Here is a 23301-nt window from a genome sequence, read left to right on the forward strand (position 1 = left end):
AATCGGATATGACGCCGCCTGCGGCTGAAACTCGACTACCACCGACACGGGCGAGATAATCATAGGGCTGAAGATCATAGTCGACCACTGCGTCCACATGACCAGCGGCCACCAGCGCGTGCGGATAGCAGTCATAGGGAAAAACGGCGGGTCACCCGCGGCACGTATCAAAGGTTCAAAGATCGTCGGGTAGTCGCGATAAATTTTTCGCCTTCATTTACATACAGGATCGCCCGGTCCAGAGCGGTCTGTGTCGAGGGATGAAATCGGTTGACCCTGCAGCGTTGCCCCTTGCCCTTTCACACCTATGAAAGTTTCATGCAGAGCAGGCATCGCGATCACGCCCACCTGTGGCACGCCACCGTTCAAATAGGCCAGCAAAAAGCCGAACATGGGGTTACCCGACAGGAAGGACCGTGTACCATCGATTGGATCGATCACCCAAAGATGCTCACGGTCACCGCCTTCGATCCCGTGCTCTTCGCCAAAAATGCCGTTGTCCGGGAAATGTTCGGCCAGATAGGCACGAATATCGGCCTCGATCCCTTTATCGGCCTGTGTCACCGGGCTTTCATCGGCCTTGAACTCAACGCCCAGTCGACCCCGAAAAAGCCACGGGCTGCTTCGCTTGCTATTTCGGCGATCTTCGCTGCATGAGCGGCATATTCATTATTTGTCAGCATCGGCATCGGCTCCTTGTAATACGAGATTTGAATTCCAGTTTCCCAGCGATGCTTAGAATTATCTGGTAGGCTGCCGATTGGTCACAAAACCTGAACACGGCGCGTTTGTCACTTTGCATTTTGCCACCCAGCAGATGCACGCGATTGCCATTGATATTGACCAGTGTCTCCGCCACATTGATCGAACTCATTGCGACTGTCAGATGCGACTGGTACCGTGGCGCGCGCAGAACCGCCCGACTGCTTCAGCACATGAAGCAAATCCAGTTCGCGTTGCGATTGGACAGTTATAACGATGTATCTTTGAGTGTTGTGCCACTTGAGCTCGGACGGTTGCTCTGCAGGACAGTTCCGTCATCCGCCAGATACAGGTTAGTAAGAGCGGGATCAAAGTGCTCCATACGCCAACTTAACATCTTGCTTAGCGTATTCAATCATCAGGTCCCGATAGCAGGAATCCGACGAGCGATCTCGAAATTCGTTCGGATCATCCGCACGATCGAAAAAGAGCGGCGGTAAAGCAGTGAAGTGAACATACTTATACTGATTGCCACTAACAATGTTCGCCGTGCATTGATTGGATTTCAGTTCTAGTGGATTACTTTCCCTCATTCCCGTAGGGGCTCCTTAAGTCAAACTCCGCATGATACTCCTGCCGCCAATGTTGTGGTTCAAGGCCACGACAGAACGGTAACAGAGAGTGGCCGTCACATTGGTTTGGGGTTGCCGCTCCGATTGAATCAAGAATTGTCGGCATGATATCCACACTTTCAGTGAAGGACTCAATCACTGCTCCACGATGCTTGTCCGCCTTTTCCGACGGATCACGCATAATCAACGGGATGTGGAATGTTTGATCGAAATAACTATATTTCGCAAACATCCAGTGATCTCCAAGATGTTCACCAGATCTGATGTGAAAATAATCAGCGTGTCGTCGTAACAGCCCAGTTCTTTGAGATGATTTATCAAACGCCCAATTTGTGCATCCACCTCGGACATCATTCCAAAGTAGGTTGCCTTGATCTGACGCAGGTCTTCGTCGGAAATTGTCAGGTTGTCCTCAGAGTTCACCAAAACTAAAGCCCTTACCGCTTTGATTATACAAATAGTACGCCAGCCAAGGATGCTGCGCAGATTCCTTCTCTGGCGTCACCTGCCGGATAGGCATGGGCATTTCATCTGCGTCATACATCGCATTGAAGGGTTCCGGGGCGATAAAAGGCGGGTGCGGTGAAAAGAACGACAAATGAGCAAACCAAGCAGACGATTGATTTTTCGTGGTATATTCTATCACCTTGTCGGTCAGATATGCGGAGTTACTATCCTCTGCTCTGAAACAGGCGGGGTGAAAAGTTTTTCCCTTTGCCGCAAGAACTTTCGGTCGCCTGTATAGGCTTGAAAATCTCGTCCGGATCATCAGGGACCTCATACCCCTTTGCCTTCAACTCGTCCAACCATGGTTTCCAATCGCCCGTGAGGGCATACGTCGGGTCCATACCGGGCAGTACACCTTCATATCCACCCGGTACAGTTTTCCCATCCCCGAACTTTCGGGGATCTAAACTTGTGTCTGTATAGCCAAAAAGCATCGGCTCATATCCGTATTTGCGGGCCTCCAATGCCACATTGGTGTGTCTGGAATCCATAGGCGTACCGTTCAACACCGAACGGTGGTTTTGCATATACATCCCGGTATAAAGACACGCGCGTGACGGCCCGCAAGGCGTAGCCTGTGCGAAGTGCCGCTTGAACGTGATACCGTCTGCCGCAAGGGCATCCAGATTTGGCGTCTTGACCTGGGGTGATCCAGACATGACAGGCATTCACCGCGCCATTGATCGGCAGTAATAAACAGTACATTCATAAAGGAAACATTCCCATTTCTTGCTATTACACTTCGATTGCAGCTGCCTTGCGCCGTTCGCGTTCACGAAAGAGAACATAGGTGGTCGCAAAAAATGACGGTCAGTACGACGAAGATGATCCCGATCACGTTGATCGTCGGGCTCAAGCCGAAGCGCATGCGCGAGCCGATTTCGGTGACCAGCGTATGCTCCCCGCCGATGGAAAAGATCGTGGTGTTGTAGTTCTCAAACGACTGCAGAAAGGCGATCACAGAGGCAGTGGCGATTGTCGGCTTGAGGAATGGGATGGTGATGCGTCGGAATGCTTGGGCATGGGTCGCGCCGAGGTCCAGCGCCGCTTCCTCAAGACTGATGTCTTGACGTTGCAGGCGCGCCATGAACATCAGCATCGCAAAGGACGAGATGAACGTTGATTGTGCAAGGATCGCGGTAAAGAACCCGCCGCCGACCCCGAGGTCGCGCCAGAAGATCGTCGTGGAAATACCGACGATAATGCCCGGCGTCAGGATGGGCGACACCATGATCGTATAGAGAAGACCAGTGACCCGCGACTGCAGCCGCGTGATCAGCAGCGCGCCCGCGAGGCCCTGGAGCATGGCGATGACGATGACGCAGGCGGCGATGAACAGCGAATTGGCCAGCCCCGTCCACATTCGCGTATCCTGCATCAGTGCGCCAAACCACTTCAGCGTGAAGCCGCGCCAGACGGTGACCGAGGGCTGCGGATAGTCGTTGAAGCCGGCAACCATCATGATAATGAGCGGAAAGAACATGTAGAGAAAAAACACACCCATATAGACGTTCAGAACCAGCTTGCTGGTGCGACCGATATCCACTTTGGTTTGACCACTCATTTCGCGATATCCTGTAGACGTACTTTCAGAACCTTCATCATCAGGAAGATGAAAACGACGCAGACCACCAGCAGCGTCACGGCATAGGCGGTGCCGACGTTCCAGTTGTTGGACTCGAAGAACTTGTTGTAGATCAGCTGCGTGGAACCATGGCTCGGCGGTGCCGCGCGTCATGATGTAGGGCACCGCGTAGGAGCCCACCGACAACATGAAGGTCATGATGCAACCCACCGCCACACCAGGGCGCGCATGCGGGAAGACAACGCGGCTATGCACGCTCCAGACGCCCGCGCCCAGATCCTTGGCCGCCTCGATCTGGTTGCTATCGAGCGTCTCCATCGTGCTGTAGATCGGAAACACCATGAACAAGATGTAGGCATAGACCATGGCAATGAAGACGCCCGATCCGCTTTCGAGAAACGGCACCGGGTCGAGCCCGAACAGCCCCAGAAGCGCGTTGGCGGAGCCGTTGTAGTTGAGGATCATCTGCCAGGCGAAGATGCGCAGCAACTCGTTGATCGCGTAGGGGATCGTCAGCGCTAGCAGGATCATCGCCGCTTGGCCAGGCGTCGACAGTTTCGCCACGGTGTAGGCGATTGGATAACAGACAATGAAACCGATCACCGTGACTCCGAGCGACGCCAGCACCGTCTTGATGAAGATCGACAGATGCGCTGAGCCCATCAGGCGGTAATTCTCGAGCGTGTAGACCTTGCGCGGTTTCGTTTCGACCGCCTCCAATTCGGCGATCTCGTCGTTCAGCGCCGCGATCTCGTCGTCGAACTCCGCCAGTTTTTCATCGCGCTCGGACGATTGGGACTCTTCTTCGACGTCCATCTTATCGAAGGTCAGAAGGTCGATCCTGTTGTAGAGACGGTCGATCTTGACTGACAGTTCCGCCCCGCCCTCGGGCCGCTCCATGGTCCAGAGCGAGCGCTCCATCATGATCAGCTGTGGGCCGGCGATCATGCCGATGATCCAGGTTCCGACCAGGAGCAGGATCAAGGCCGTCAACGGCCCACCGAACGCGCGCAGCAGGTTAGTCATCGCTCAGCGTCCCTTCTGCCATGACGACCGCGGCTTCAGGCGCGAAGTGTATGGTCAGGGTCTCGTCCGGCGCATAATCGGTGGTCCGTACGTTGGTTTGATGGATCGAAAATTCCACGCCCTCGCATGTGACGTGCAGGTTGGAGAACGGCCCTTCCAGATCGCGGCGCAGGAAGCGGGCGCTCATGGCGTTCTGCTGCTGCGCGCCGTTCTGCGCTATCTCAACACGCTCGGGGCGCACGAACAGCATGGCGCGGTCTCCAGTAGTGAGGCTGTGCGGATTGGCCGCGCGGAACCGGCCCTGGGCCGCATCCAGTAGCGCCATGTCGCCCTCCGTTCCCGCGATTTTCCCGCGCAGGATGTTGTTCTCACCCACAAAGCTGGCGACGAAGGGATTGGCCGGATCGCTGTAGACATGATCGGCGGTGCCAACCTGCTCAATCCGGCCCTCCTTCATCACGGCGATGCGGTCGGACATGGTCAGCGCTTCACCTTGGTCGTGGGTGATATAGACGAAGGTAATGCCGGTCGCCTTTTGGAGCTGTTTGAGCTCGGCGCGCATGTGTTGGCGCAGCTTCAGGTCGAGCGCCGAGAGCGGCTCATCCAACAGCAGAACCGCCGGCTCGACCGCGAGGGCACGCGCGATGGCAACGCGCTGGCGCTGCCCACCCGAGAGCTGGCCTGGCGTTTTCTCGCTCTGCTCTGACAGGGCGACGGTTTGCAGCAATTCCAGCGCGCGTGCCTTGCGCTTACCTTTGGCCCAGCCGCGCATTTCCAGCCCGAAAGCGACGTTCTCCCAGACCGTCATCAGCGGAAACAGTGCCAGGTTCTGAAAGATCAGCGATGTCGGCCTTGCACTTGGTCCGATACCGTTCATCACCTCGCCCCCGATCATCACATCACCGGTGCTTTGCTGCAAAAAGCCCGAGAGCATCCGAAGCAGCGTCGTCTTGCCACAGCCCGAGGGGCCGAGGATCGAAAAGAACTCGCCGGCCTCGATTTTTAGGTCGAGCGGATGGACCGCGGTGAAAGCTCCAAACGTCACCGACGCCTTTTCCAGGATGATATCCTTGCCGCGCATATGAAAAAAGTCCTTTCGGAGAATGGAAAGGGCACGGGCAATGATCTGTCCGCGCCCGCCCTTGCATGAGGGATTATGCGTTGGTCAGCTTTTCTACGTATTCCTGGCGTACTTCCGAGAACCACGGGGTGAAGACCGGCCACCACCACAGGTTATCGATCGCACCCTCCGGATAGGCGAAGTCGAAGGCTTCGCGGTTGGCCTCCGACAGGTATTTGGTCGCCCCCGCCGCGGCGGTATTGTAGCCGGTATTGTTGGCATGCATCGCGCCGATTTCGGGCGACAGTAGAAAGTTGATGAATTCATACGCGCCGTCGACGTTCTCGGCCCCCGACGGAATCCCGACGGTGTCCATCCATCCAAGCCCGCCTTCCTTGGGTACTGCATAGCGCCACTTGGGATCGACATCGATATGAAGCCGGATGCCAGTGGTGTCCCAAGTCTGGCCGATCGTGCAACCCGCGTCAGTGAAGACGCCAGTCGCCTCGGTCGCGTTGTTCCAATAGGCGCCGATGTTTTTCTTGTGCTTGGCGGCAAAGTCCACGCAGGCGTCAAAGATGCGGCGCGTGTCAGCCTCGGACTTGTAGAGGTCCATGCCACGATCCGACGGCAGTTCGCCTGTAGCATCGAGGTAGAGCGCAATGGCGATCAACACCGATTTTTGCCTTACGGCTACTTGGCCATCCAGCCCGTCTTTCCACAGGTCACCGTAAGAGACCTGTCCTGGCTCAAAGTCATGAACCGAGCTGTCGTAGGTGATGCCCTCGGTGCCCCAGTTGAAGGGGACAAGATAACGCTTGCCGCGATGCGACGCCCCGAGCCGCAGCGAATTGCGCCAGAGCGCCGTCTGGACCTGATCGGTGTCGATCCGGCTCTCGTCGATCTCCTGAAGCAGATTGCCGTCATCATAATCCGGGCGGTTATCAACCGACGGGAAGATCAAGTCGAACCCTTCGCCTCCGGCGGCGCGCAGCTTGCTGTTGGCCTCCTCGTTAGAGCCATAGGTCGAAAGATTGACTGTTGTGCCGGTTTTCTTCTCGAAAGCCTCGATCATGTTGGGCTGGATATAGCCGCCCCACGAAAACACCTTGATCTCGCCAGACGATGCAAACGCTTGACGCGCCAAGAACGGGGTCGCCAATCCGCTAGCCAAAGCTCCCTTCAATAGTGTACGCCGACCAATCGTATTTTCCGTCGCCATGATGCTCCTCCTTATGTGTGTTGATGGCTGCAAGACATGCTTTTCTTGACATGCAGCTTGCGTCAAACTGGTTAAACCGTTGCTATCCAGTTTACGCTTTCTAACCATACCACTTTCAGGTATAGGTAGCGTGGCACGTTTGGAGGTTTCCGATGTCCAGGTTAGAAAAAGGCGTAGCGTTACCGCTTCTAAAAGTCGAAAATTCCGCTTCAACGCCGATCTACCGGCAAATTGAAGATCAGATTCGCACAGCGGTATTGGCAGGTACTTTGAAGCCAAATATGCAGCTTCCTTCGTCTCGGGCACTGGCGCGCGAGCTTAAAGTTTCGCGTCCGACGATCATCCAAGCCTATGAATACCTAACGTTTGAAGGGTTTCTCGAATCTCGCCATGGTGCCGGGACATTTGTTCCAAAAATGCTGCCCGATCACCTGCCAGAACCAACCGTACAGTACCCTGACGCCCGTTCCAGCAAGGTGTCCGCTCCAAAGCCGCTGTCAGACGTTGGGGCGCAGTTTGCTAAGTTAACATCTCACTCTTACCGCACTCAATATTCTGCATTTCTTCCAAACGTTCCAGCCTATGATCTGTTTCCGTTTGAGCAATGGCAGAAACTCCGGAATAGGTGCATTAAGCAGTCTAAACCAAACATGCTTGGGTATGAAGATTCGGCGGGTAGTCTGGCCCTGCGCACCAGTATAACTCAGTATTTGGCCGTCCACCGCGGAGACGTTTGTGACCCCGACCAAATTCTGATTGTGCCAGGGGCCACATTTGCGTTGCATCTGGCAGTGACCTTGCTCAGCAACCCGGGTGACAAGGTTTGGCTCGAAGATCCCGGGCCAGACGGTGTGCGTCTGACTTTGAAGGCACTTAACCGTACCATTTCCAATCTTGATGTTGAGCCAGACGGAATGGATGTGGGTACCGGGATCAGAGACCACAACGATGCACGCCTCGCAATCACTATGCCCTCGCGCCATCACCCCTTGGGTGTCACGTTAAGCCTTGCGAAGCGGCTAAGCATGCTCAGATGGGCGCAACAGAACGGTGCCTGGATTATCGAAGACGATTATGACAGCGAGTTCCGCTACAATGGTCGCCCCCCTTGCCGCGATGCGCAGTATCGATTCCACCAACAGCGTTATTTACATCGGTACTTTCAGTAAATCCATGTTTCCGTCGATGCGCATCGGTTATTTTGTGTTGCCGGAATCACTTGTTGGCACCTTCCGGTCTGCCATCGCATCATTCGCCCGTAGTACTTCAGTATTAGATCAGGAAACGTTGGCCCATTTTATTGATGAAGGGTATTTCTCTGCGCATATCAGACAGATGCAAAATGTCTACGGCGCCCGTCGGAAACTATTCACCGAGAGGGCCGCCCAAATACTGCCCGGCCTGCTGGATATGGAAATTCCTGACAGCGGCATGAACGCAATCGGCTGGTTACCTCCGGGTACGGATGACGCAGAAATATCCGAACGGGGGCGTGAGGCTGGTGTTACTTCGTTTCCCATTTCCCTTTTCCGAGAACGTTCGTCAAGCCGAAGCGGTTTGCTTCTGGGGTTTGCCAGCGTGAAAGAAGCCGAGCTCGACGAAAACTTACTCATCCTCGCCCGCGTTTTGGAGCAATCCGGACTCGGATAAATGATACGAATTACAGTTCCAGATGACTAGACGTAGTGTTCCCCACCTGACAGACGATTCCCATTCTTTTTTTAGCGTGCCATAGTATCGGCATGAGACGAGATGACATCTGCTTGTATCTGAGCCCCGCCGACCGCGCCCAGCTTCAAGCCGTGATTGCCTGCCGAAACACTGCCCGCAAGCTGGTCTGGCGTGCCGAGATCGTGCTGGCGACGGCAGACGACTGCGGGGCCAACGAGATCATGCGACGCGCGAACACGTCGAAGCCCACCGTTTGGCGCTGGCAGGCGCGTTACCTTGACGAAGGCGTGGACGGCCTCAGGCGAGACAAGACCCGCCCCTCAGGGGTCCCCCCCCGCTGCCACGGGCAACGCGTATCAATGTGATTGCCAAGACGGTGCAGGAGACACCACCGAATGCCACCCATTGGAGCCGCGCGTTGATGGCCGAGGCCGTGGGCATTTCGCCTTCAAGCGTGGGGCGCATCTGGGCGGAAGCAGGGCTGAAGCCGCACCTGACGCATGGGTTCAAGGTTTCGAACGACCCGATGTTCGAGGAGAAGGTCACCGATATCGTCGGGCTTTTACCTTGATCCGCCCGAGCGGGCCGTCGTGCTTTGCGTTGATGAGAAGTAGCAGATCCAGGCGCTCGACAGGACCCAGCCGGGACTGCCGCTCAAGAAGGGTCGTGCGGCCACGATGACGCATGATTACAAGCGCCACGGGACAACCACGCTGTTCGCGGCACTCGACGTAAAGTCGGGCATGGTCATCGGCGAATGCCTGCCGCGCCACCGGGCCAAAAGAGTTCTTGCGCTTCTTGGGGAGTGTCATGAACTCTGCAGGCTTGACGAGCGGTGCCCTATTAGCAGGCTGCTGAAAAAAGTCCGCCATCGCAAGCCTTGTGCCGAAATAGGCAGGTTTTTCGGGCTCTCTCGTTGAGCTGACGAAAAGCCATCGTGGCATTCATTGATCAAGTGGACGAGACAGGTCCGCCAAAATCGTTTTTCAGCAGCCTGTTAGACAACCCCTGTCTATTTTCGGCGTCCAATGGTGATTTCCCACTTTAGAGCCTTAGGCGCATCAGGCAACTTCAGCGCCGCTTCCAGCCGGGCGATATCTGAATACCGTCGGCAATCCAACCGAAAATAAACTGCGCTATCATGAACACGCGAGACTTTGAGTAACTGCATATCATGTGATGCAAATTCCAGGGCGCATCGCGACAGAACATTCCACATGTCGGTAGCTTCAACAGTCACATCAAAGGGATATAAAGTGATTGGGAAGCATCACCGCAAGTTCTTCATACTGATCTGTATTTGTGAGCATTTTGCCTCCTGATACCTCTGTGGAGGGAAGAACGAAATCAGGGTGGTTAGCCTTGATTGCATTGGTTTCACACCCGCAGTGCGCCAATCAAACCGGCACAACCCGAATGTCGAACACTTATCCAGTGAGAATAGGGAGAGTCAAGAAAAATCCTTGATTACGGATTTTTTTCCGCTATAGCGTCCCTATTCCAGTAGGAGATGATGATGACTGCTGCCTTCTTAACCCAGATAAGCGAAACACTCGCCTCGATCGAGGCTGAAGGCATGATGAAACGAGAGCGTTTGATCACCTCGCCGCAGGGCGGGCGGATTACTGTTGAACATGCGGGCCAGCAACGCGAAAATGTGGTGAACCTCTGTGCCAATAACTACCTTGGGCTTGCCGATCATCCGGCGTTGATCGCAGTGGCGAAGGATAGCTACGACGCCCATGGGTTTGGCATGGCGTCAGTGCGATTTATCTGTGGCACACAAGATATACACCGACAGCTTGAACAACGGTTGGCGGCGTTTCTGGGCAAGGAGGATTCCATCCTGTTTGCTGCTTGTTTTGATGCGAATGCTGCCGTGTTTGAGCCACTTTTAGGACCCGAGGATGCAATTATTTCTGACGCATTAAACCATGCGTCAATTATCGACGGCATTCGTTTGTGCAAAGCACGTCGCTATCGCTACTCAAATTCCGATATGGACGATCTTGAGGCAAAGCTGAAAGAAGCGCGTAATAGCGGCGCGCGCCATATCATGATTGCGACGGATGGTGTGTTTTCGATGGATGGCTATCTGGCAAACCTGCCGGATGTCACCAATCTGGCGCAAAAATATGCCGCGCTGGTGATGGTTGATGATTGCCACGCCACCGGATTCATGGGGCCACAGGGGCGTGGCATGGCAGCGCATTACGGTGTCGATGTAGACATATTGACCGGTACCTTTGGCAAGGCACTTGGTGGGGCCATAGGCGGTTATATCGCCGGACCACAGGCCGTGATTGATCTGCTGCGTCAGCGCGCGCGACCTTATCTGTTTTCAAATTCACTGCCCCCTGCTATGGTGATCGCCGCTCTTGCTGCGCTTGATTTGGTGGAGGCAGGGGACGATCTGCGTTGGCAACTGTTTGAGAACACCAAATACTGGCGCGACGGGCTTGCATCACTGGGCTTTGATCTGCTGGATGGTGAGCACCCTATTGTGCCCGTCATGTTAGGGGATGCGCGGCTGTCACAACAAATGGCGACAAAGCTGTTTGATCACGGCGTCTATGTTGCCGGGTTCTTCTTTCCTGTTGTGCCAAAAGGCGCGGCGCGGATCAGAACACAAATGAATGCTGCCTTAACCAAGACAGATTTAGATTTTGCACTGGATGGTTTTGCCAAAGCCGGACGTGCAGTGGGGGCAATATCATGAGCAATCAAATGAAAGCGCTGGTTAAAGCCCGGGCAGAGGTAGGTCTGTCGATGGAGCGCGCGCCAGTGCCAGAAATTGGCGCGTACGATGTGCTGATACGGATCAACAAAACCGGCATCTGCGGTACCGATGTTCATATCTGGAACTGGGACGACTGGGCGCAGAAGACGGTCCCTGTGCCATTGATAACCGGCCATGAATTTGCGGGTGAGATTGTCGAGCTCGGCAAAAATGTCGACGATCTGACGATAGGTCAGCGCTGTTCGGGCGAGGGCCACTTGATTGGCAAAAAGTCCCGCCAGTCTCGTGCGGGCAAGTTTCATCTTGATCCGGAAACCAGAGGTATAGGCGTGAATGAGCAGGGCGCATTTGCGGAATACCTACGCCTACCTGCGTTTAACGTAATGCCGCTGCCGGATGAAATTGACGACGACATTGGTGCGATTCTGGATCCGTTGGGCAACGCTGTTCACACCGCGCTGTCCTTTGATCTGGTTGGTGAGGACGTATTGGTCACTGGCGCTGGCCCGATTGGGATCATGGCTGCGGCTGTTGCTCGTCACGTTGGAGCACGTCATGTGGTGATTACCGACGTCAATCAGGACCGGCTCGATCTTGCGGCACGCGTGGTCGATTTGTTTCCAGTAAATGTCGCAAAACAGGAGCTACGCGAGGTCGAGGGCGCGTTGAAGATGTCCCAAGGTTTTGACGTGGGGTTAGAGATGTCCGGGAACCAGATGGCGCTGGATCAGATGGTGGAAAATCTGGTGATGGGCGGACGCATCGCGTTACTGGGCATTACCCCTGGAAAATCGCCTGTGGATTGGTCGCGAATTGTATTCAAGGCCATTACCCTCAAAGGCGTCTACAGTGCGAGATTTTTGAAACATGGTATAAAATGATCGCCATGCTGCAAAACGGATTGAACGTGCGTGATGTGATCACCCACCGGTTTTGATGTGGATGATTTTTGCATCGGGTTTGAAGTGATGCGATCTGGACTAAGTGGCAAAGTTGTGCTTGATTGGAACAAGCTGAACTCATCTACGTGAGCAAGGTGTAGAAGCGACTACACCAAGGTGGAGAAGACATTGGCAAACCAAAAGATAAACGAACGGTTGGCGACAAGACTTAAGGAAGCCCGAAAATCGCGTGGACTGAGCCTTGATTCACTCGCAAAGCTTTCCGGCGTATCCAAATCAATGCTGTCGCAAATCGAGCGTCAAGAAAGCAGCCCGACTGTCGCCAGTCTGTGGAACCTTACACAGGCGCTCGGTATGGATTTCTCGGGCCTTCTGGACGACGGCACTACCGAGGAAGACCCCATCAAAGAAGTGGTCCGGGCGGAAAAGGTTCCGATAATTAATTCCCGCGGAACCGGCTGTAAAAATAAGAATTCTCAGCGCTCCCGAAAGCGTCGGACTTACTGAAATCTATGACCTCGAATTTGAGGCAAATGGCATCTTGGAAAGCGATCCGCATCGTTCTGGCTGTGTTGAGAACCTCGCGGTTTTCAGTGGAGAACTTATTGCCACATCGGATAGAGCCAAAGAGACACTGGGTGCGGGGGGATACAATCCGATATGCGGCGGACCGACCACATTCAATTCAGGCTAAAGACCGGCCCGCGCGTGCTATCTTAATCGTCGAAGGTTCGTAAAGGAGGAGTGAATTTTGTTACCCACATGGATTGCGGCGCATTCAAGCCTATTGTCTGAACAAATCTTCGCAGTCGGGTTTATCCAAGCAGGACGTAGCATGCCATAAATCGCTTTGATTGGCCATCAAGGGTGGCTATGAATTGCGAATAACTTTTGCGCATCGAGATCGCCGAGAAATTCGGTCCAGGCAGCTTTACTCTCGCGGCCCATATTCATGATTGGAAGCAGCACCTTCTGCCCGTCCCAGCGCACGCCTATGGCCGCCAGCACCGAGATATTCGTGGCTTTCTTGTTGGGTTGTGTCCCAACCCGTTCTCCTAATCGCCTCCGTCAAGTTCTGATCCTTGTTGCAGTCCATCATGCGTGCCGGGCTCTTGGGTTCTCTCCGCGGTCGTCGCGTAAGCATCCGCTGTGTACCGCGGTCAGGCTGCCTTGACGTGTTGCGTTGCTCCGTCCCATTCCCAAGGCAGAAGCTCGTGCAGGCGTGAGACCGGCATGTCGGAGATGCGGGCGATGACGTCGGCGAGCCAGGCCTGCGGATCGATACCGTTCAGTTTGGCCGTGCCGATCAGGGGAATACATGGCGGCGGCGCGCTGCCCGCCACGCTCGGACCCTGCGAAGAGCCATGATTTTCTTCCGAGGGCCACACCGCGCAGCGATCTTTCGGCGGCATTGTTGGTCAGGCAGATGCGGCCATCTTCGAGGAACGCGGTGAATCCTGACCAGTGCTTCGGCGACAGCAGGTAGTCGATCGCCTTGGCGACCTTGGCGTGCTTCGAGAGCAGCGCACGTTCTTCGCGCAGCCAACGCTCCAGATCGGCGACCAGCGGGACCGACTGGCGTTGTCGCACCTCGAGGCGGGCGGCGGGGGATTTGCCGTTGATGTCGCGCTCGATCTCGAACAGGGCGTCGATGCGCTTCACCGCCTCGAACGCGATCGGCGAGATCTCCTTGGCGTTCTTGCCCTTGCGAATGTTCTTCTCGGCATCCGCGAGTTCGGAAGAACTTGCGGCGGGCATGTGCCCAACACAGGGCCGAAGCAACGGGCCCCGGCACTCGCTTCGGGTCGTAAAGCTGGTTGTATCCGGCATAGGCATCAGCTTGCAGGATGCCCTGCCATCCCTTGAGATGCCCGGTCGGATGCTCGCCGCCCCGATCGCGGGAGAAGCGGAAGACCACCGTAAGCGGGGCGGTGCCGCCGAAGGTGCGGTCATCGCGCACATAGGTCCAGAGCCGCGCGGTCTTCGTGCCGCCGCGGGCGAGCAGCGGCACTGTCGTATCATCGCCATGCAGCCGTGCGGCGGCGAACACATGCGCCTCGATCAGCGCGTTCAGCGGTGTCAACAACTCGGTCACCGCGCCCACCTGGTCGGCGAGCCTGGACAGGCTCAACTCGACGCCTTCGCGGGCATAGCGGTCGGCTTTGGCGGTTCAGGGGCTGGTGCTGGCCGAACTTCTCGAACACGATCATGGCAAGCAGGCTGGGGCCTGCCCAGCCGCGCGGGATCGGGTGGAACGGGGCCGGAGGCTGGCTGATCTTCTCGCAATCGCGACACGTGAACTTCTCGCGGACGGTTTGGACCACCTTCCACTGCCGCGGCACCACCTCCAGCGTGTCGGTGACATCCTCGCCCATCTTCACGATCCGTTCGGATCCGCAGCACGCGCAGTTTGAGGGGGCCTCGACCACGACCCGTTCGCGCGGCAGATGCTCGGGGAACGGCTTCTTCACCGGCTTGCGCCGCTCGAAGCCTGCAACCTTCGTCTTCTCCGCCGCCTGCTCGGCGCGGATGGCATCCTCCGCCGCAGCGGTTTCCAGTTCCTCGAGCTGCAACTCGAGCTGGTCGATCAGCCGGGCGGTGCGTTCGGCGCTGCGGCCATACTTGTCGCGCTTGAGCATGGCGATCTCAAGCTTCAGGCCGGCGATCAGCGCCTCGGAGGCCGACACAACAGCGTTCGAACGGGCAAGCTGGGCCTTCGTGGCGGCCAATTCGGCGCGCAGTTTCTCGAGTTCGGAGGCGGCATCTGACATGGTCACAATCTACCATGCCGGTTCGGAAATGCCCATGCAAAACAGGACTATGAGCGCTATTTATCCAACCTTTTCAGGGCGTTGCGTCCAGCGCGGATTGCGCCAGTCAATTCCTTCCAGCGATCACCCATGTTGATACCCCCCATTGTCAGGCTGACAGATTCTCAAATCCAGTTCGCCGATCACGTGATTTCGTAGGTTCTGCACTCCGTCCAACACGACTGACGTGTCGGGAAACAGATAGGCACCGGTTGGCTGAGGTTCGATGAGCAGACGCTTCTTCTTGATCTGGACGTAGAGCCAGTTGACCGGAATCCCCAACTTGGCAGCGAGCTCCGTTGTGCTCAGGAAGCCGGGATCGTGCTCCCACCGCCTGCGGGAAGGGGGGCGCCTTGATGCCTTCGGCCAGCCGGATACGTTGCACGGTGACGGGAAGAACCATGTCGGCACAGTTGGCCGATCCGTGACCCTCTTCGGTGAGAAGGCGAGCAATTTCATTGTCGGGCCTGCCTTCTTTCGCCAGGTCGAGCAGGCGCGCCCGCATTTCGCCACCCCGAGCGAGTTTTTGCGATCGCCGTGACCCGCATTTTGACATCGAGGTCGGTCACCGCCCCGCCGCGCCATACGATGCGGACCAGCGCGCGCTCGGACGTCCGGTCGAGCACCACCTTGTCCACCGGGCAGCGCAGGGAGCGACTTGCGATGCGCGTCAGTGGTGGCGGGATCCGCCCAGATTTGCGGCAGACGTCCCGCCAAGGCCACCACCTTGCCGGTGAAAGCCTTCCCCATTGCCAGAGGCGCGGTCGGTTGCTGTGCGGATTGCTCGGCCAGCGCCGCCTCCGCCGCCCGAGCCTCCATCAGCGCGCTTTCCCAGCGGCGTTCAAGTTCGGCGGCCACGAGACGGTTGTCAGGATCGACGCGATTGTACTGCCGCTGTGCCAAAGCCGCTGCATAGCGTGTGCGCTCGACCTCGCGTTCGGCGTTTGCGCGCAAGGCTCCGTCGACCTTGCTCTGGGCCCGGCGGGCGCGTGACAGAGCATCGAGTTCCGCGGGGGCCAGCGCGGTCAGGAATGCGTCGGCAACAGCGGCGTCCACTGCCTCGGCCCGGATATGCTGGCAAGTGGGCAACCCGGAGTGGGTGCGCAAGTGGTTGCGGACATACTCTCCGCCGCCCTTGTATCGAACATACATCTTGTGGCCGCACCGTCCGCACCACACGATGCCATGCAAGAGAAGGTCGCCGTCGCGGGGGATGCCTCTTGTCTTGGTGCGCATGTATTCGGCCCGGTTGTCGCTCACGATGCTGCGGATCTTCTCATAGGTCGGCCAATCGATATAGGCCGGATACCGGTCCTTCACGACAATACGCCATTCCTCGAGAGGTCTCGCCACTTTTCGCTTTTGCCGGAGACCGACCGTCCGGGGTCGTGTCCCTCATGCGGGTTCGGCCATAGACGAAAGCGCCTGCGTAAGCGGGATTCTTCAGGATCGCAGCGACCGCGGAAACCGTCGCGCGAGCCCAGTGCAACTCGCCGTGCCGGTCCCTGCGTGGCAGATCGAGACCGCGAGCATTCAGCATGCGCATCACCTTGGCGATGCTGCGCAGCTTCAGAAAGAGTTCGAACACAAGACCAAGCCGGTCCTGAACACCCATATCGGGATCCTTCAGCACGACACCGGCATCCCGTACGAGGCCGACCGGCAAGGTGAGGGGCGAGCTCCCCGCGCTGTGCCTTGGCGATCGAGCCGGTCGTCAGGCGGCTGCGGATCGTATGCAGCTCGAGTTCGGATATGGTGCCCTTGAGGCCAAGCAGAAGGCGTCCGTTGGCACTGCCGGGGGTCATAGACGCCGTCGCGATCGGCGATCAGACACCCCCGCAGCCCACAGATGTCCAGAAGAGGATACCAATCCGAGCAGTTGCGCGCGAGCCGCGTCACGTCGACGGACAGGATCATTCCCACTTCGCTGAGCCCGACCCGACCGACAAGTTCCTGGAACCCGCTGCGATGTGCGGTAGAGGCGCCGCTCAGACCGAGATCGGCGTCGATCACGTCAATGTCAGCTTCATGCCATCAAGATCGTGGGCGCGTTGGCTGAGCGCGTATTGCAGCCGCAGGCTCTCTTGGTTGCTCACGACCTGATGCGGCGTCGATTGTCGGATGTAGACGACGGCCTTGCGCTTCCAGATGCGTCAGTTGGATCAACTCGGACATCACGAAAGACCTCCGCCAGAACCACGGCTATGTCGTCGACGATCTGGCGCCTCAGCGTCACCGGCAGCATCGTCCAAAGATCTTCGGGTGCCGTGCTCATGATCTAAACTTACCACATTTAGTAGCTCCAGCAAAGCTTCCACGCTCAGTTTGGTAGGAGAAGTCAGCAAAACACACGGCTCGGTCACCGCCACCGGCACATTCAGTGTCACGCCATCGCGATACGCAACCTCGTAGAAGGGCGAAGAACTGCCCCTGCGAAACAACGATCGGCCAAGAACACCGGAACCTGCGCCCAAAGAGCGGATGGCGCGGATCAAGGACCTGAACCTCCTCTGGAAAAGATTCGTCAGCATCACCAAAGGGGGGTATCCCCAAACACCTTCGAGAAGATAACCGAGCTGGGCTGCGGAGACTGGACTGCGTCGCCCGTGCGGCTCACCGGCCAGATGAACTTGCCTGCCTCGAGACGTTTCAGATAGAGTGATGTGCCGACCCCCTCATGCCATAAAATCTTGACCAGATCGCCTTTGCGGTACGCGGAAGCAAAATATCTCTCCCGCATGCGGATCACGCCCGAGACCTTGCTGCACCTGCAATGCCAGCGTGTTCATGCCCCGCCGCATGTCAGTCACGCCATGCGGCGATCCAGACCTTCACGCCTGCCGGAAACGCGATCATTGCCCGTCCACCACTGACAGGATCCGCGCAAGCGCCTTCCGGCTCGACCCCGGTGGGCACGACAAGCCGACGGCCATTCGGCAGGGCTATCTCCACCTGAGAGTTCCGTGGAAGATCAGGGGGGGATCAACCGGCCCCGTTTGAGAGGCAGGGACACCCTTCGTGACGGTCACCGGGGCGAAGGATACCGGGCGGCCCGCACCAAGCTCACCGTTGCGATACTGTCGCCGCCAGATCGTCAACAGTGATCGGCAAATGCCATGCCGCCGCGCCGTCAGCTGTCACTTGCCGGTGGCCGACAAAACTTTCCTCGACGATCCGGAGCTTGCCCTCATCCGACCATTGCCGACGACGAATGCCATCGGCTGCAGAAGAACTTCGATTTGAGGGCGGTAAATGAAATCGGACATAACATCGGACTTATCATCGGATCGTAGCCAAAGTCAGACGAAGCCGCCGCCGGAGCCTTACCCTGCAAATGCCCGCTTATGCACGCTGGTGCGGTTTTTCTGGTCCGGTGTTGATGTGGCGTTGATGTAAACCGCACAAGCAAAAGCCCGACTGATTAGGTCGGACTTTAAGCTTTTGATTTAGCGTTGTTTTTTGGTTGCGGGAGTAGGATTTGAACCTACGACCTTCAGGTTATGAGCCGAAATATCTGCGATTCCAATAACTTAGATATTTCAGTGACTTACGCGCCAAGCCTTTGATTCCGCGCATTTTCTACTCCGACGACACCCGACATTGACCGGGTTTCACCGTCACCGACCGCGCCAAAACGGTGTATGCGGGTTGAGGTGGCGTTGAGGTAGCCGATCCCTTATCTCACTGGATCATGATCGCGAACGGCCCTGAGCTGCCATTCATCACGGTCACCATTGCTGCATATAAACGCTTGACCTCCCCACTCCCCACTGAAAAATTCCCGACTAGGGGTAAGTCTGTTTCTTTGAAAGGAGGCGGATGAAGGGCTTTGAAACAGAAAAAATATCCGACCAATGCAATCAAGCGATCGTTAGTGACGGAGTCCGTTACTAACGATCGCGAACTGCCATTCGGACGATTGTGTGATCACGCCAACAGTGTTTGCGGAATCGGTGTAGGAACATCTATCTGTGACAGGCTGGCCAAGAGAGCCTTGGCATTAGCTAAGCGCACGGCTGTTGCCTTTTCAGGCTTACGTTGAGCCGTTTCATTCCGGGATCATCGTAACCATCGTGGGCCAAAAAGACCGCAGTAGCGGCCAGCTCCAACTCGATCGAGTCGGCAGCAGCGGCAAGGGTTGCAAGGCTATGGCGTGGGTTGCCTTGTTCAAGTTCTTGAACATTATCAATAGTATACGTGGAATACGTCCCACCCCCATGCCGTTTGATCTTGGCGCTCATTGAGGTTTCCAAACAATGCACCAAACTTTGCAGATGAAGCCAACTCTTCACTGAAAGGGCCGTAGTGCTTGTATGCAAAACGAAAGCTATCATCGAGACCCGTCGCAGTAAGCAGGTACGCAATCTTCTGTAACCGCGTCCGACCTACGATCCGACCACCTGCATCTCGAATGAGATTTGTAACTTCTTCTATCTAATATCGGACATCAGTTGATCTCCCCTTCAACAATATCTTTTATTACCTGTAAAGGCTTCAGCGTCTGATTCATCATAGTATGCGCGAGTCAGCCTATAAACACTCAAAGATTTCACTATCTCGGACCGTTGCCTGATGTCGATCAACTCGCCACCATCGGTACGCACGTTGATCTGCTCAGTATAGCCATTGCTACCACCACCTGCCTTGTAGGGCTTTCGTTCGGCCTCATCTGTGATGATACGGGGAACGACTGCCTCTTACTTCTTTTTCCCATTCTTGTAGCTTCACCACCGCCGAGGCGCAACATTTTTTCAATTTTCTCTATATTTTTGCAGGTCCATCGAATTGTGGGGTCACATCTGTGGGTAATTTCCGCCCGAATGTCATAGCATTTGAAAAGTTTCCGGTTCAGGAGACGATCTGAAAACTCCGAGAGGATTGGATCATCTGCTTCAAGTAAAAAGCTGAAGTGCGCCCCAAACAGCCGTGTCGTCTAAAGCCAAGGCTGTTTCGAGGCTCTCAGGTTCCTTGGCAAAACTTGATCAGTGGATGGTTCGAAGGTAATCCCAGTTTTCCCCACAGCGTCATCTCCAACCAACTCGACGAGGTCGAACCAGAACTTCCGCGAATAACTTCTCAGCACCTCGTGTGGTCTTATGAAAATAGATTGTCGGGTAAAGTTGGAATAACCCCAGAACATAAGATTCAGCCGCTTGTATCGCCTTTCGGGCCGATTACGAAGGTCGGTACTGAACCAACAGCCATATCGTCAACGCCAGTTGTCACTTCACCAATGTCGAGATTGGCCAACAACCAAGTCAGATCCAATGGCAGCATGTTCACTTCCTGTCATCATCCGATCACGCTGCATGTAATCAAGACGGTCTGCGTCAAATTGACTGGAAACAACTGAGTTGTGAAGCGTGATCTTACCTTCTTTCTTAATCATGTTAGCAACACTTGATGCGAAACCATCCATGATATCTGCATTCAGAATTTCAGCAATTTCGCCATTTCGAATAAGCTCATCGCTCACTTAACTTCATGATCGGCCAGCTTCAACTTCAGACGCTTTCCAACGGTTTCAAAAGCGTGGCTGAATGGGCCATGACCCACATCATGCACTATGGCGGCAGCCAAGGCGATTTTCTCACGTGACCCCTGATCATCTGTCTTCTTCCTGACGATCTCCATAAGTTCTCTAGCCGTATGAAACACGCCGATGCTGTGAGCAAACCGCGTATGCGTTGCAACTGAATACACAAGTTCGGGAGAAGCCCAACTGCTTTACTCTACGCAGCCGTTGAAACGGTCTGCTCTGAAGCAACTTCCATACGACGCGCTCAAGCTCATCACGAGTATCAAACTCAATAAGATTATGGACGGGGTCTCGAACTCTTTGAATAACCACGCTGTAAATGTTCTCTTATTGTTCTAATCAGGGGATGCCTATAAAGTCAATGCTACAGCATTGTGTGTGATGCCTGCAAGCCCTAGTGGAAATCACGACGCGACACACAACCTCTCGATATTGGTCGATTTTGCTGGTGCGCCGCCGAACTTCTACACAGCATCTTTTTCGAGCACCTCAAAATATCTCAAGACTCTTTCCTCAAACAGTCCGCTCAAACCCTTGATGGTAGTTGGGGATCGAGACAATTTATCGCGGTCTTTACTTAATTTCGCGGCTTTTTGGACTTTTTTTGAGCTCAAGGGTGCTGTTCGCTGGGGTTAAGAGGGTCAAGTACCGCCAAACGTCTGCTTCCCAATACGATAAAGCCAAAATTCGCAGACGCAGCAAATGTCGGCTTTTGCGCCATCGAGCCTTAGAGACATCTCCGGGTGGCACGCCGTCGTCACATCACTGCCACCCTGCGCCACCCCGCCACCCCCAGTAGGCATGCTTCGCTTGCTAGCGGCGCGAATCTACGCGTCATGTGATGACGACTGGAGGGGTGAGTTGCATGGTCAACCGAGTGCGATTGAATGAAAAGTCTGTGCGCGAGGCCGAGCCAGCGCCGGGGCGGGACTATCAGATTTTTTGACACCGATGTGCGGGGTTCGCGGTCTGCATCTACCGCTCGGGAAACCGGGCCTTCACCATCGATTATCGACATGCCGGGCGGCAGCGGCGGATGACCATCGGACGCTGGCCGGAATGGTCGACCACGGCGCGCGGGGCGGGCAAAAAGAACTGCGGCGCGAGATCGACGCAGGGGCCGACCCGCTGGGGCAAAAGGAGACCGGGCGCGATGCGCCGCGCATCAGGACATGATCGGCGGTACACGGAAGTGCACCTGCCACACCCTCTCGCCCACCAACGCCTCCGACCAGAAATCTATGCTGGCCAAGCTGGTGGCTCCGGATTGGGAGGCAACCGGCTGGTGACAGAGATCACACCCTACGATGTGGAAAAGCTGCTGAACAAGGTGGCGGTAGGTCGCGCCCGACCTTCGAAAGCCAAGCCGAACAACCGGGCGCGGAAGCTGCAGGGGGCAAAAGCCGACCCCAGTGCGCGCCAACCGGACCGGCGAGGTGCTGCGCAAGATGTTCACCTATGCTGTCGGCTGGGGCTGGCGCGAGGACAATCCGGCCTCGGTTTCCGCCGCCGGATCGAAAACCCACGCGAGCGCTTTTTGAGCCATGAAGAAATCCGCAAGCTGGCCGAGGCGCTGGGAGACGGCTGAGGACCGCCGCGCGGCTGACATCATCAGGATGTGCATGCTGACCGGCGCGCGTCGGCGAGGTTCGCCAAGCGCGGTTTGGGAACACTTCAACCTTGAGCATCTGAGCTGGTCGAAGCCCGCCAGCATGACCAAGCAGCGCAAGATCCACCGCCTCTCCAATCTCCGGACGGAGGCGGCGGCGATCGTGCGCCAGCGCCAGTACTGGTGCCGCGCGGATGCCAACTGCTTTTTTCCCGGCGATGTTCCGGGCCAGCCCGTGAAGGAAATCCGCCGCTTCTGGGCCAATATCCAGAAGCAGGTCCGGGATTCCCGGATGTGCGCATCCATGATCTACGCCGCACCTTCGCTTCACTGCTGGTCAGCGGCGGCGCGTCGCTGGAAAATGATCGAGCAAGCTTCTGGGCCACAGCCGGATCGCAGACGACACAGCGCTACGCCCATCTGATGGATTCGCCACTGCGCGCGGGCGTGTCGTGCTGTGCGCCGACGCATTCCGGCCCAAGCCCGAAACTGGTCCATGATTCCGGCGAGGGGAGCAGAAGACGGCGCATGATCTTCCGGTACCTCTCGGTGTTTTGATATGATCAACCAAGTCTCGCGCAGCGGGCTTTTCCAAATCGGGGTGAGTTTGCGCCACGGATCGTCCGCTCATCCACGGCACCTCGCCGCTATCTGACTTTTCACGAACCATTCCTGCACTTCTCCATTCTGAGCCCACTCATGGCCTGTGTTTCAAAGACACCGTGTTCATGAACGCGGCGAAATATGAAGCAGATATACATCTCATCCCAATCGTAGCGCGCGGTCGATCCTGTATTGCGATGCCGGGCGCCGCAGAAGATCGAAATCCGCTTCGAAACGGCGGGCGTCCTCAGCCATGATCCAACAGGTCCGCCAGCGTGACCTCGATCCCACTCTGGAGTGTTTCCGATAGCAGAAACGACTCACATCGGCCTGGCTTGTAGCCACGTAGACAAGCCGACGGAGTGGTAGAGGGCCCGTTCCACCAACTTTGCCAGGAACATTTGGAGAATGTCAGTGACCAGTACAGCCCCAAATCCTGAAGAAAGTGGCTGCGGGCCGTTGGGAAAAGCCACCGATGGCCGTGAGCGATCGTGTTTAAAACGACCGACCGACGCCCAGCCAGCAATGTCGGCGAGAACGACACGTTCCCATTGGGCCGAGGCTTCGTGTAATGTGAAATAAGCAACGCCCGGTGGCAATGCCATGCCTCACCTCCTTTCTTATCTGATTGGCGTTCTTGGCCAACATCCCGCACCATTGACTGAGGCGATCTCGGGCCTGGCGAGGCAGGAA

The 23301-nt window shown here is 56.2% G+C and carries 26 protein-coding genes and 5 pseudogenes; 8 read left to right on the plus strand and 23 right to left on the minus strand.

Going from position 1 to position 23301, the window contains the following annotated elements; all coding sequences use genetic code 11:
* Window positions 1-213 precede the first annotated feature (213 nt).
* From FGD77_RS03945 to FGD77_RS03975, 9 genes are all read right to left on the minus strand, one after another.
* Window positions 214-564 carry an inositol monophosphatase family protein gene (locus FGD77_RS03945; RefSeq protein WP_255006572.1) on the minus strand — a complete coding sequence of 117 codons (351 nt, stop codon included), beginning with the start codon at window positions 562-564 and terminating at the stop codon, window positions 214-216.
* Window positions 561-683 (minus strand): hypothetical protein, encoded by a 123-nt coding sequence (locus FGD77_RS03950; RefSeq protein WP_255006574.1) that lies wholly within the window; start codon window positions 681-683, stop codon window positions 561-563. Before FGD77_RS03950 ends, FGD77_RS03945 begins: the two co-directional genes overlap by 4 nt.
* Before the next feature lie 598 nt (window positions 684-1281).
* A complete protein-coding gene (locus FGD77_RS22295) occupies window positions 1282-1566 on the minus strand; it encodes a sulfatase/phosphatase domain-containing protein (protein ID WP_369682689.1) in 285 nt (94 codons plus the stop codon).
* Entirely contained in the window at window positions 1518-1757 is a 240-nt protein-coding gene (locus FGD77_RS03955) for a sulfatase-like hydrolase/transferase (protein WP_255006576.1), read from the minus strand. Before FGD77_RS03955 ends, FGD77_RS22295 begins: the two co-directional genes overlap by 49 nt.
* Window positions 1747-2103 carry a hypothetical protein gene (locus FGD77_RS03960; RefSeq protein ID WP_255006578.1) on the minus strand — a complete coding sequence of 119 codons (357 nt, stop codon included), beginning with the start codon at window positions 2101-2103 and terminating at the stop codon, window positions 1747-1749. Before FGD77_RS03960 ends, FGD77_RS03955 begins: the two co-directional genes overlap by 11 nt.
* Entirely contained in the window at window positions 2006-2509 is a 504-nt protein-coding gene (locus FGD77_RS22300; protein WP_369682690.1) for a sulfatase-like hydrolase/transferase, read from the minus strand. Before FGD77_RS22300 ends, FGD77_RS03960 begins: the two co-directional genes overlap by 98 nt.
* A gap of 104 nt (window positions 2510-2613) precedes the next feature.
* The gene (locus FGD77_RS03965; RefSeq protein WP_255006579.1) at window positions 2614-4452 is read right to left on the minus strand and encodes an ABC transporter permease subunit; all 1839 of its coding nucleotides are present in this window, start codon (window positions 4450-4452) and stop codon (window positions 2614-2616) included.
* Window positions 4445-5533, minus strand: coding sequence for an ABC transporter ATP-binding protein (locus tag FGD77_RS03970; protein WP_255006580.1), 1089 nt, complete (start codon window positions 5531-5533; stop codon window positions 4445-4447). The genes FGD77_RS03965 and FGD77_RS03970 overlap by 8 nt, the downstream gene beginning before the upstream one ends.
* Window positions 5534-5606: 73 nt before the next feature.
* On the minus strand, window positions 5607-6734 hold the full coding sequence (locus tag FGD77_RS03975; RefSeq protein ID WP_255006581.1) for an extracellular solute-binding protein: 1128 nt from the start codon (window positions 6732-6734) through the stop codon (window positions 5607-5609).
* A 152-nt stretch (window positions 6735-6886) separates the two neighbouring features.
* On the opposite strand from FGD77_RS03975, the gene FGD77_RS03980 reads away from it, so the two are divergent.
* The 6 genes and pseudogenes from FGD77_RS03980 (at window position 6887) to FGD77_RS04005 (ending at window position 12784) form a co-directional block, all read left to right on the plus strand.
* Window positions 6887-7903 carry a PLP-dependent aminotransferase family protein gene (locus tag FGD77_RS03980; protein WP_255006582.1) on the plus strand — a complete coding sequence of 339 codons (1017 nt, stop codon included), beginning with the start codon at window positions 6887-6889 and terminating at the stop codon, window positions 7901-7903.
* Window positions 7830-8384, plus strand: a complete 555-nt coding sequence (locus tag FGD77_RS03985) for an aminotransferase class I/II-fold pyridoxal phosphate-dependent enzyme (RefSeq protein WP_255006583.1) — start codon at window positions 7830-7832, stop codon at window positions 8382-8384. Before FGD77_RS03980 ends, FGD77_RS03985 begins: the two co-directional genes overlap by 74 nt.
* Before the next feature lie 92 nt (window positions 8385-8476).
* Window positions 8477-9181 (plus strand): annotated as a pseudogene (locus FGD77_RS03990) (IS630 family transposase); the annotation flags it as partial.
* A 740-nt stretch (window positions 9182-9921) separates the two neighbouring features.
* Window positions 9922-11124, plus strand: a complete 1203-nt coding sequence (locus FGD77_RS03995) for a glycine C-acetyltransferase (protein WP_255006586.1) — start codon at window positions 9922-9924, stop codon at window positions 11122-11124.
* An 8-nt stretch (window positions 11125-11132) separates the two neighbouring features.
* A pseudogene (gene tdh / locus FGD77_RS04000) lies at window positions 11133-12176 on the plus strand (L-threonine 3-dehydrogenase).
* 39 nt (window positions 12177-12215) lie between these two features.
* Window positions 12216-12784 (plus strand): annotated as a pseudogene (locus tag FGD77_RS04005) (helix-turn-helix domain-containing protein).
* A 148-nt stretch (window positions 12785-12932) separates the two neighbouring features.
* Here the strand turns inward: FGD77_RS04005 and FGD77_RS04010 are convergent.
* From FGD77_RS04010 to FGD77_RS04050, 13 genes and pseudogenes are all read right to left on the minus strand, one after another.
* Window positions 12933-13094, minus strand: a pseudogene (locus FGD77_RS04010) (transposase); the annotation flags it as partial.
* A 113-nt stretch (window positions 13095-13207) separates the two neighbouring features.
* Window positions 13208-14818 (minus strand): annotated as a pseudogene (locus tag FGD77_RS04015) (IS66 family transposase).
* Window positions 14819-14941: 123 nt separating this feature from the next.
* Entirely contained in the window at window positions 14942-16177 is a 1236-nt protein-coding gene (locus tag FGD77_RS04020) for a zinc ribbon domain-containing protein (RefSeq protein WP_255006589.1), read from the minus strand.
* Window positions 16134-16472, minus strand: coding sequence for a recombinase family protein (locus tag FGD77_RS04025; protein WP_255006590.1), 339 nt, complete (start codon window positions 16470-16472; stop codon window positions 16134-16136). Before FGD77_RS04025 ends, FGD77_RS04020 begins: the two co-directional genes overlap by 44 nt.
* Before the next feature lie 11 nt (window positions 16473-16483).
* Window positions 16484-16870, minus strand: coding sequence for a recombinase family protein (locus FGD77_RS22305; RefSeq protein ID WP_369682691.1), 387 nt, complete (start codon window positions 16868-16870; stop codon window positions 16484-16486).
* A 161-nt stretch (window positions 16871-17031) separates the two neighbouring features.
* Window positions 17032-17352, minus strand: coding sequence for a hypothetical protein (locus FGD77_RS04030; RefSeq protein ID WP_255006596.1), 321 nt, complete (start codon window positions 17350-17352; stop codon window positions 17032-17034).
* A gap of 35 nt (window positions 17353-17387) precedes the next feature.
* Window positions 17388-17555 carry an IS66 family insertion sequence element accessory protein TnpB gene (gene tnpB, locus FGD77_RS22160; RefSeq protein ID WP_303626347.1) on the minus strand — a complete coding sequence of 56 codons (168 nt, stop codon included), beginning with the start codon at window positions 17553-17555 and terminating at the stop codon, window positions 17388-17390.
* Window positions 17533-17658: an IS66 family insertion sequence element accessory protein TnpB gene (gene tnpB / locus FGD77_RS22165; RefSeq protein ID WP_369682692.1), complete on the minus strand. Its 126-nt coding sequence runs from the start codon at window positions 17656-17658 to the stop codon at window positions 17533-17535. Before tnpB (FGD77_RS22165) ends, tnpB (FGD77_RS22160) begins: the two co-directional genes overlap by 23 nt.
* 1 nt (window position 17659) lies before the next feature.
* Window positions 17660-17809: a hypothetical protein gene (locus FGD77_RS22170; RefSeq protein ID WP_303626344.1), complete on the minus strand. Its 150-nt coding sequence runs from the start codon at window positions 17807-17809 to the stop codon at window positions 17660-17662.
* A gap of 1052 nt (window positions 17810-18861) precedes the next feature.
* Window positions 18862-19098: a hypothetical protein gene (locus tag FGD77_RS04040; RefSeq protein ID WP_255006591.1), complete on the minus strand. Its 237-nt coding sequence runs from the start codon at window positions 19096-19098 to the stop codon at window positions 18862-18864.
* A gap of 783 nt (window positions 19099-19881) precedes the next feature.
* The gene (locus tag FGD77_RS22310; RefSeq protein ID WP_369682695.1) at window positions 19882-20016 is read right to left on the minus strand and encodes a hypothetical protein; all 135 of its coding nucleotides are present in this window, start codon (window positions 20014-20016) and stop codon (window positions 19882-19884) included.
* A 68-nt stretch (window positions 20017-20084) separates the two neighbouring features.
* Entirely contained in the window at window positions 20085-20333 is a 249-nt protein-coding gene (locus FGD77_RS04045; RefSeq protein ID WP_255006592.1) for a hypothetical protein, read from the minus strand.
* Window positions 20330-20560, minus strand: a complete 231-nt coding sequence (locus FGD77_RS04050) for an HD domain-containing protein (RefSeq protein ID WP_255006594.1) — start codon at window positions 20558-20560, stop codon at window positions 20330-20332. The genes FGD77_RS04045 and FGD77_RS04050 overlap by 4 nt, the downstream gene beginning before the upstream one ends.
* A 1121-nt stretch (window positions 20561-21681) precedes the next feature.
* On the opposite strand from FGD77_RS04050, the gene FGD77_RS22315 reads away from it, so the two are divergent.
* Both FGD77_RS22315 and FGD77_RS22320 read left to right on the plus strand, forming a co-directional pair.
* On the plus strand, window positions 21682-21984 hold the full coding sequence (locus FGD77_RS22315) for a hypothetical protein (protein ID WP_369682693.1): 303 nt from the start codon (window positions 21682-21684) through the stop codon (window positions 21982-21984).
* 34 nt (window positions 21985-22018) lie between these two features.
* On the plus strand, window positions 22019-22429 hold the full coding sequence (locus FGD77_RS22320; protein WP_369682694.1) for a hypothetical protein: 411 nt from the start codon (window positions 22019-22021) through the stop codon (window positions 22427-22429).
* A gap of 499 nt (window positions 22430-22928) precedes the next feature.
* On the opposite strand, the gene FGD77_RS04060 is transcribed toward FGD77_RS22320, so the two are convergent.
* The gene (locus FGD77_RS04060) at window positions 22929-23213 is read right to left on the minus strand and encodes a hypothetical protein (protein WP_255006595.1); all 285 of its coding nucleotides are present in this window, start codon (window positions 23211-23213) and stop codon (window positions 22929-22931) included.
* Window positions 23214-23301 lie beyond the last annotated feature (88 nt).

Origin of the sequence: Roseovarius sp. M141 (genome assembly GCF_024355225.1) — a bacterium.
Taxonomy (GTDB): domain Bacteria; phylum Pseudomonadota; class Alphaproteobacteria; order Rhodobacterales; family Rhodobacteraceae; genus Roseovarius.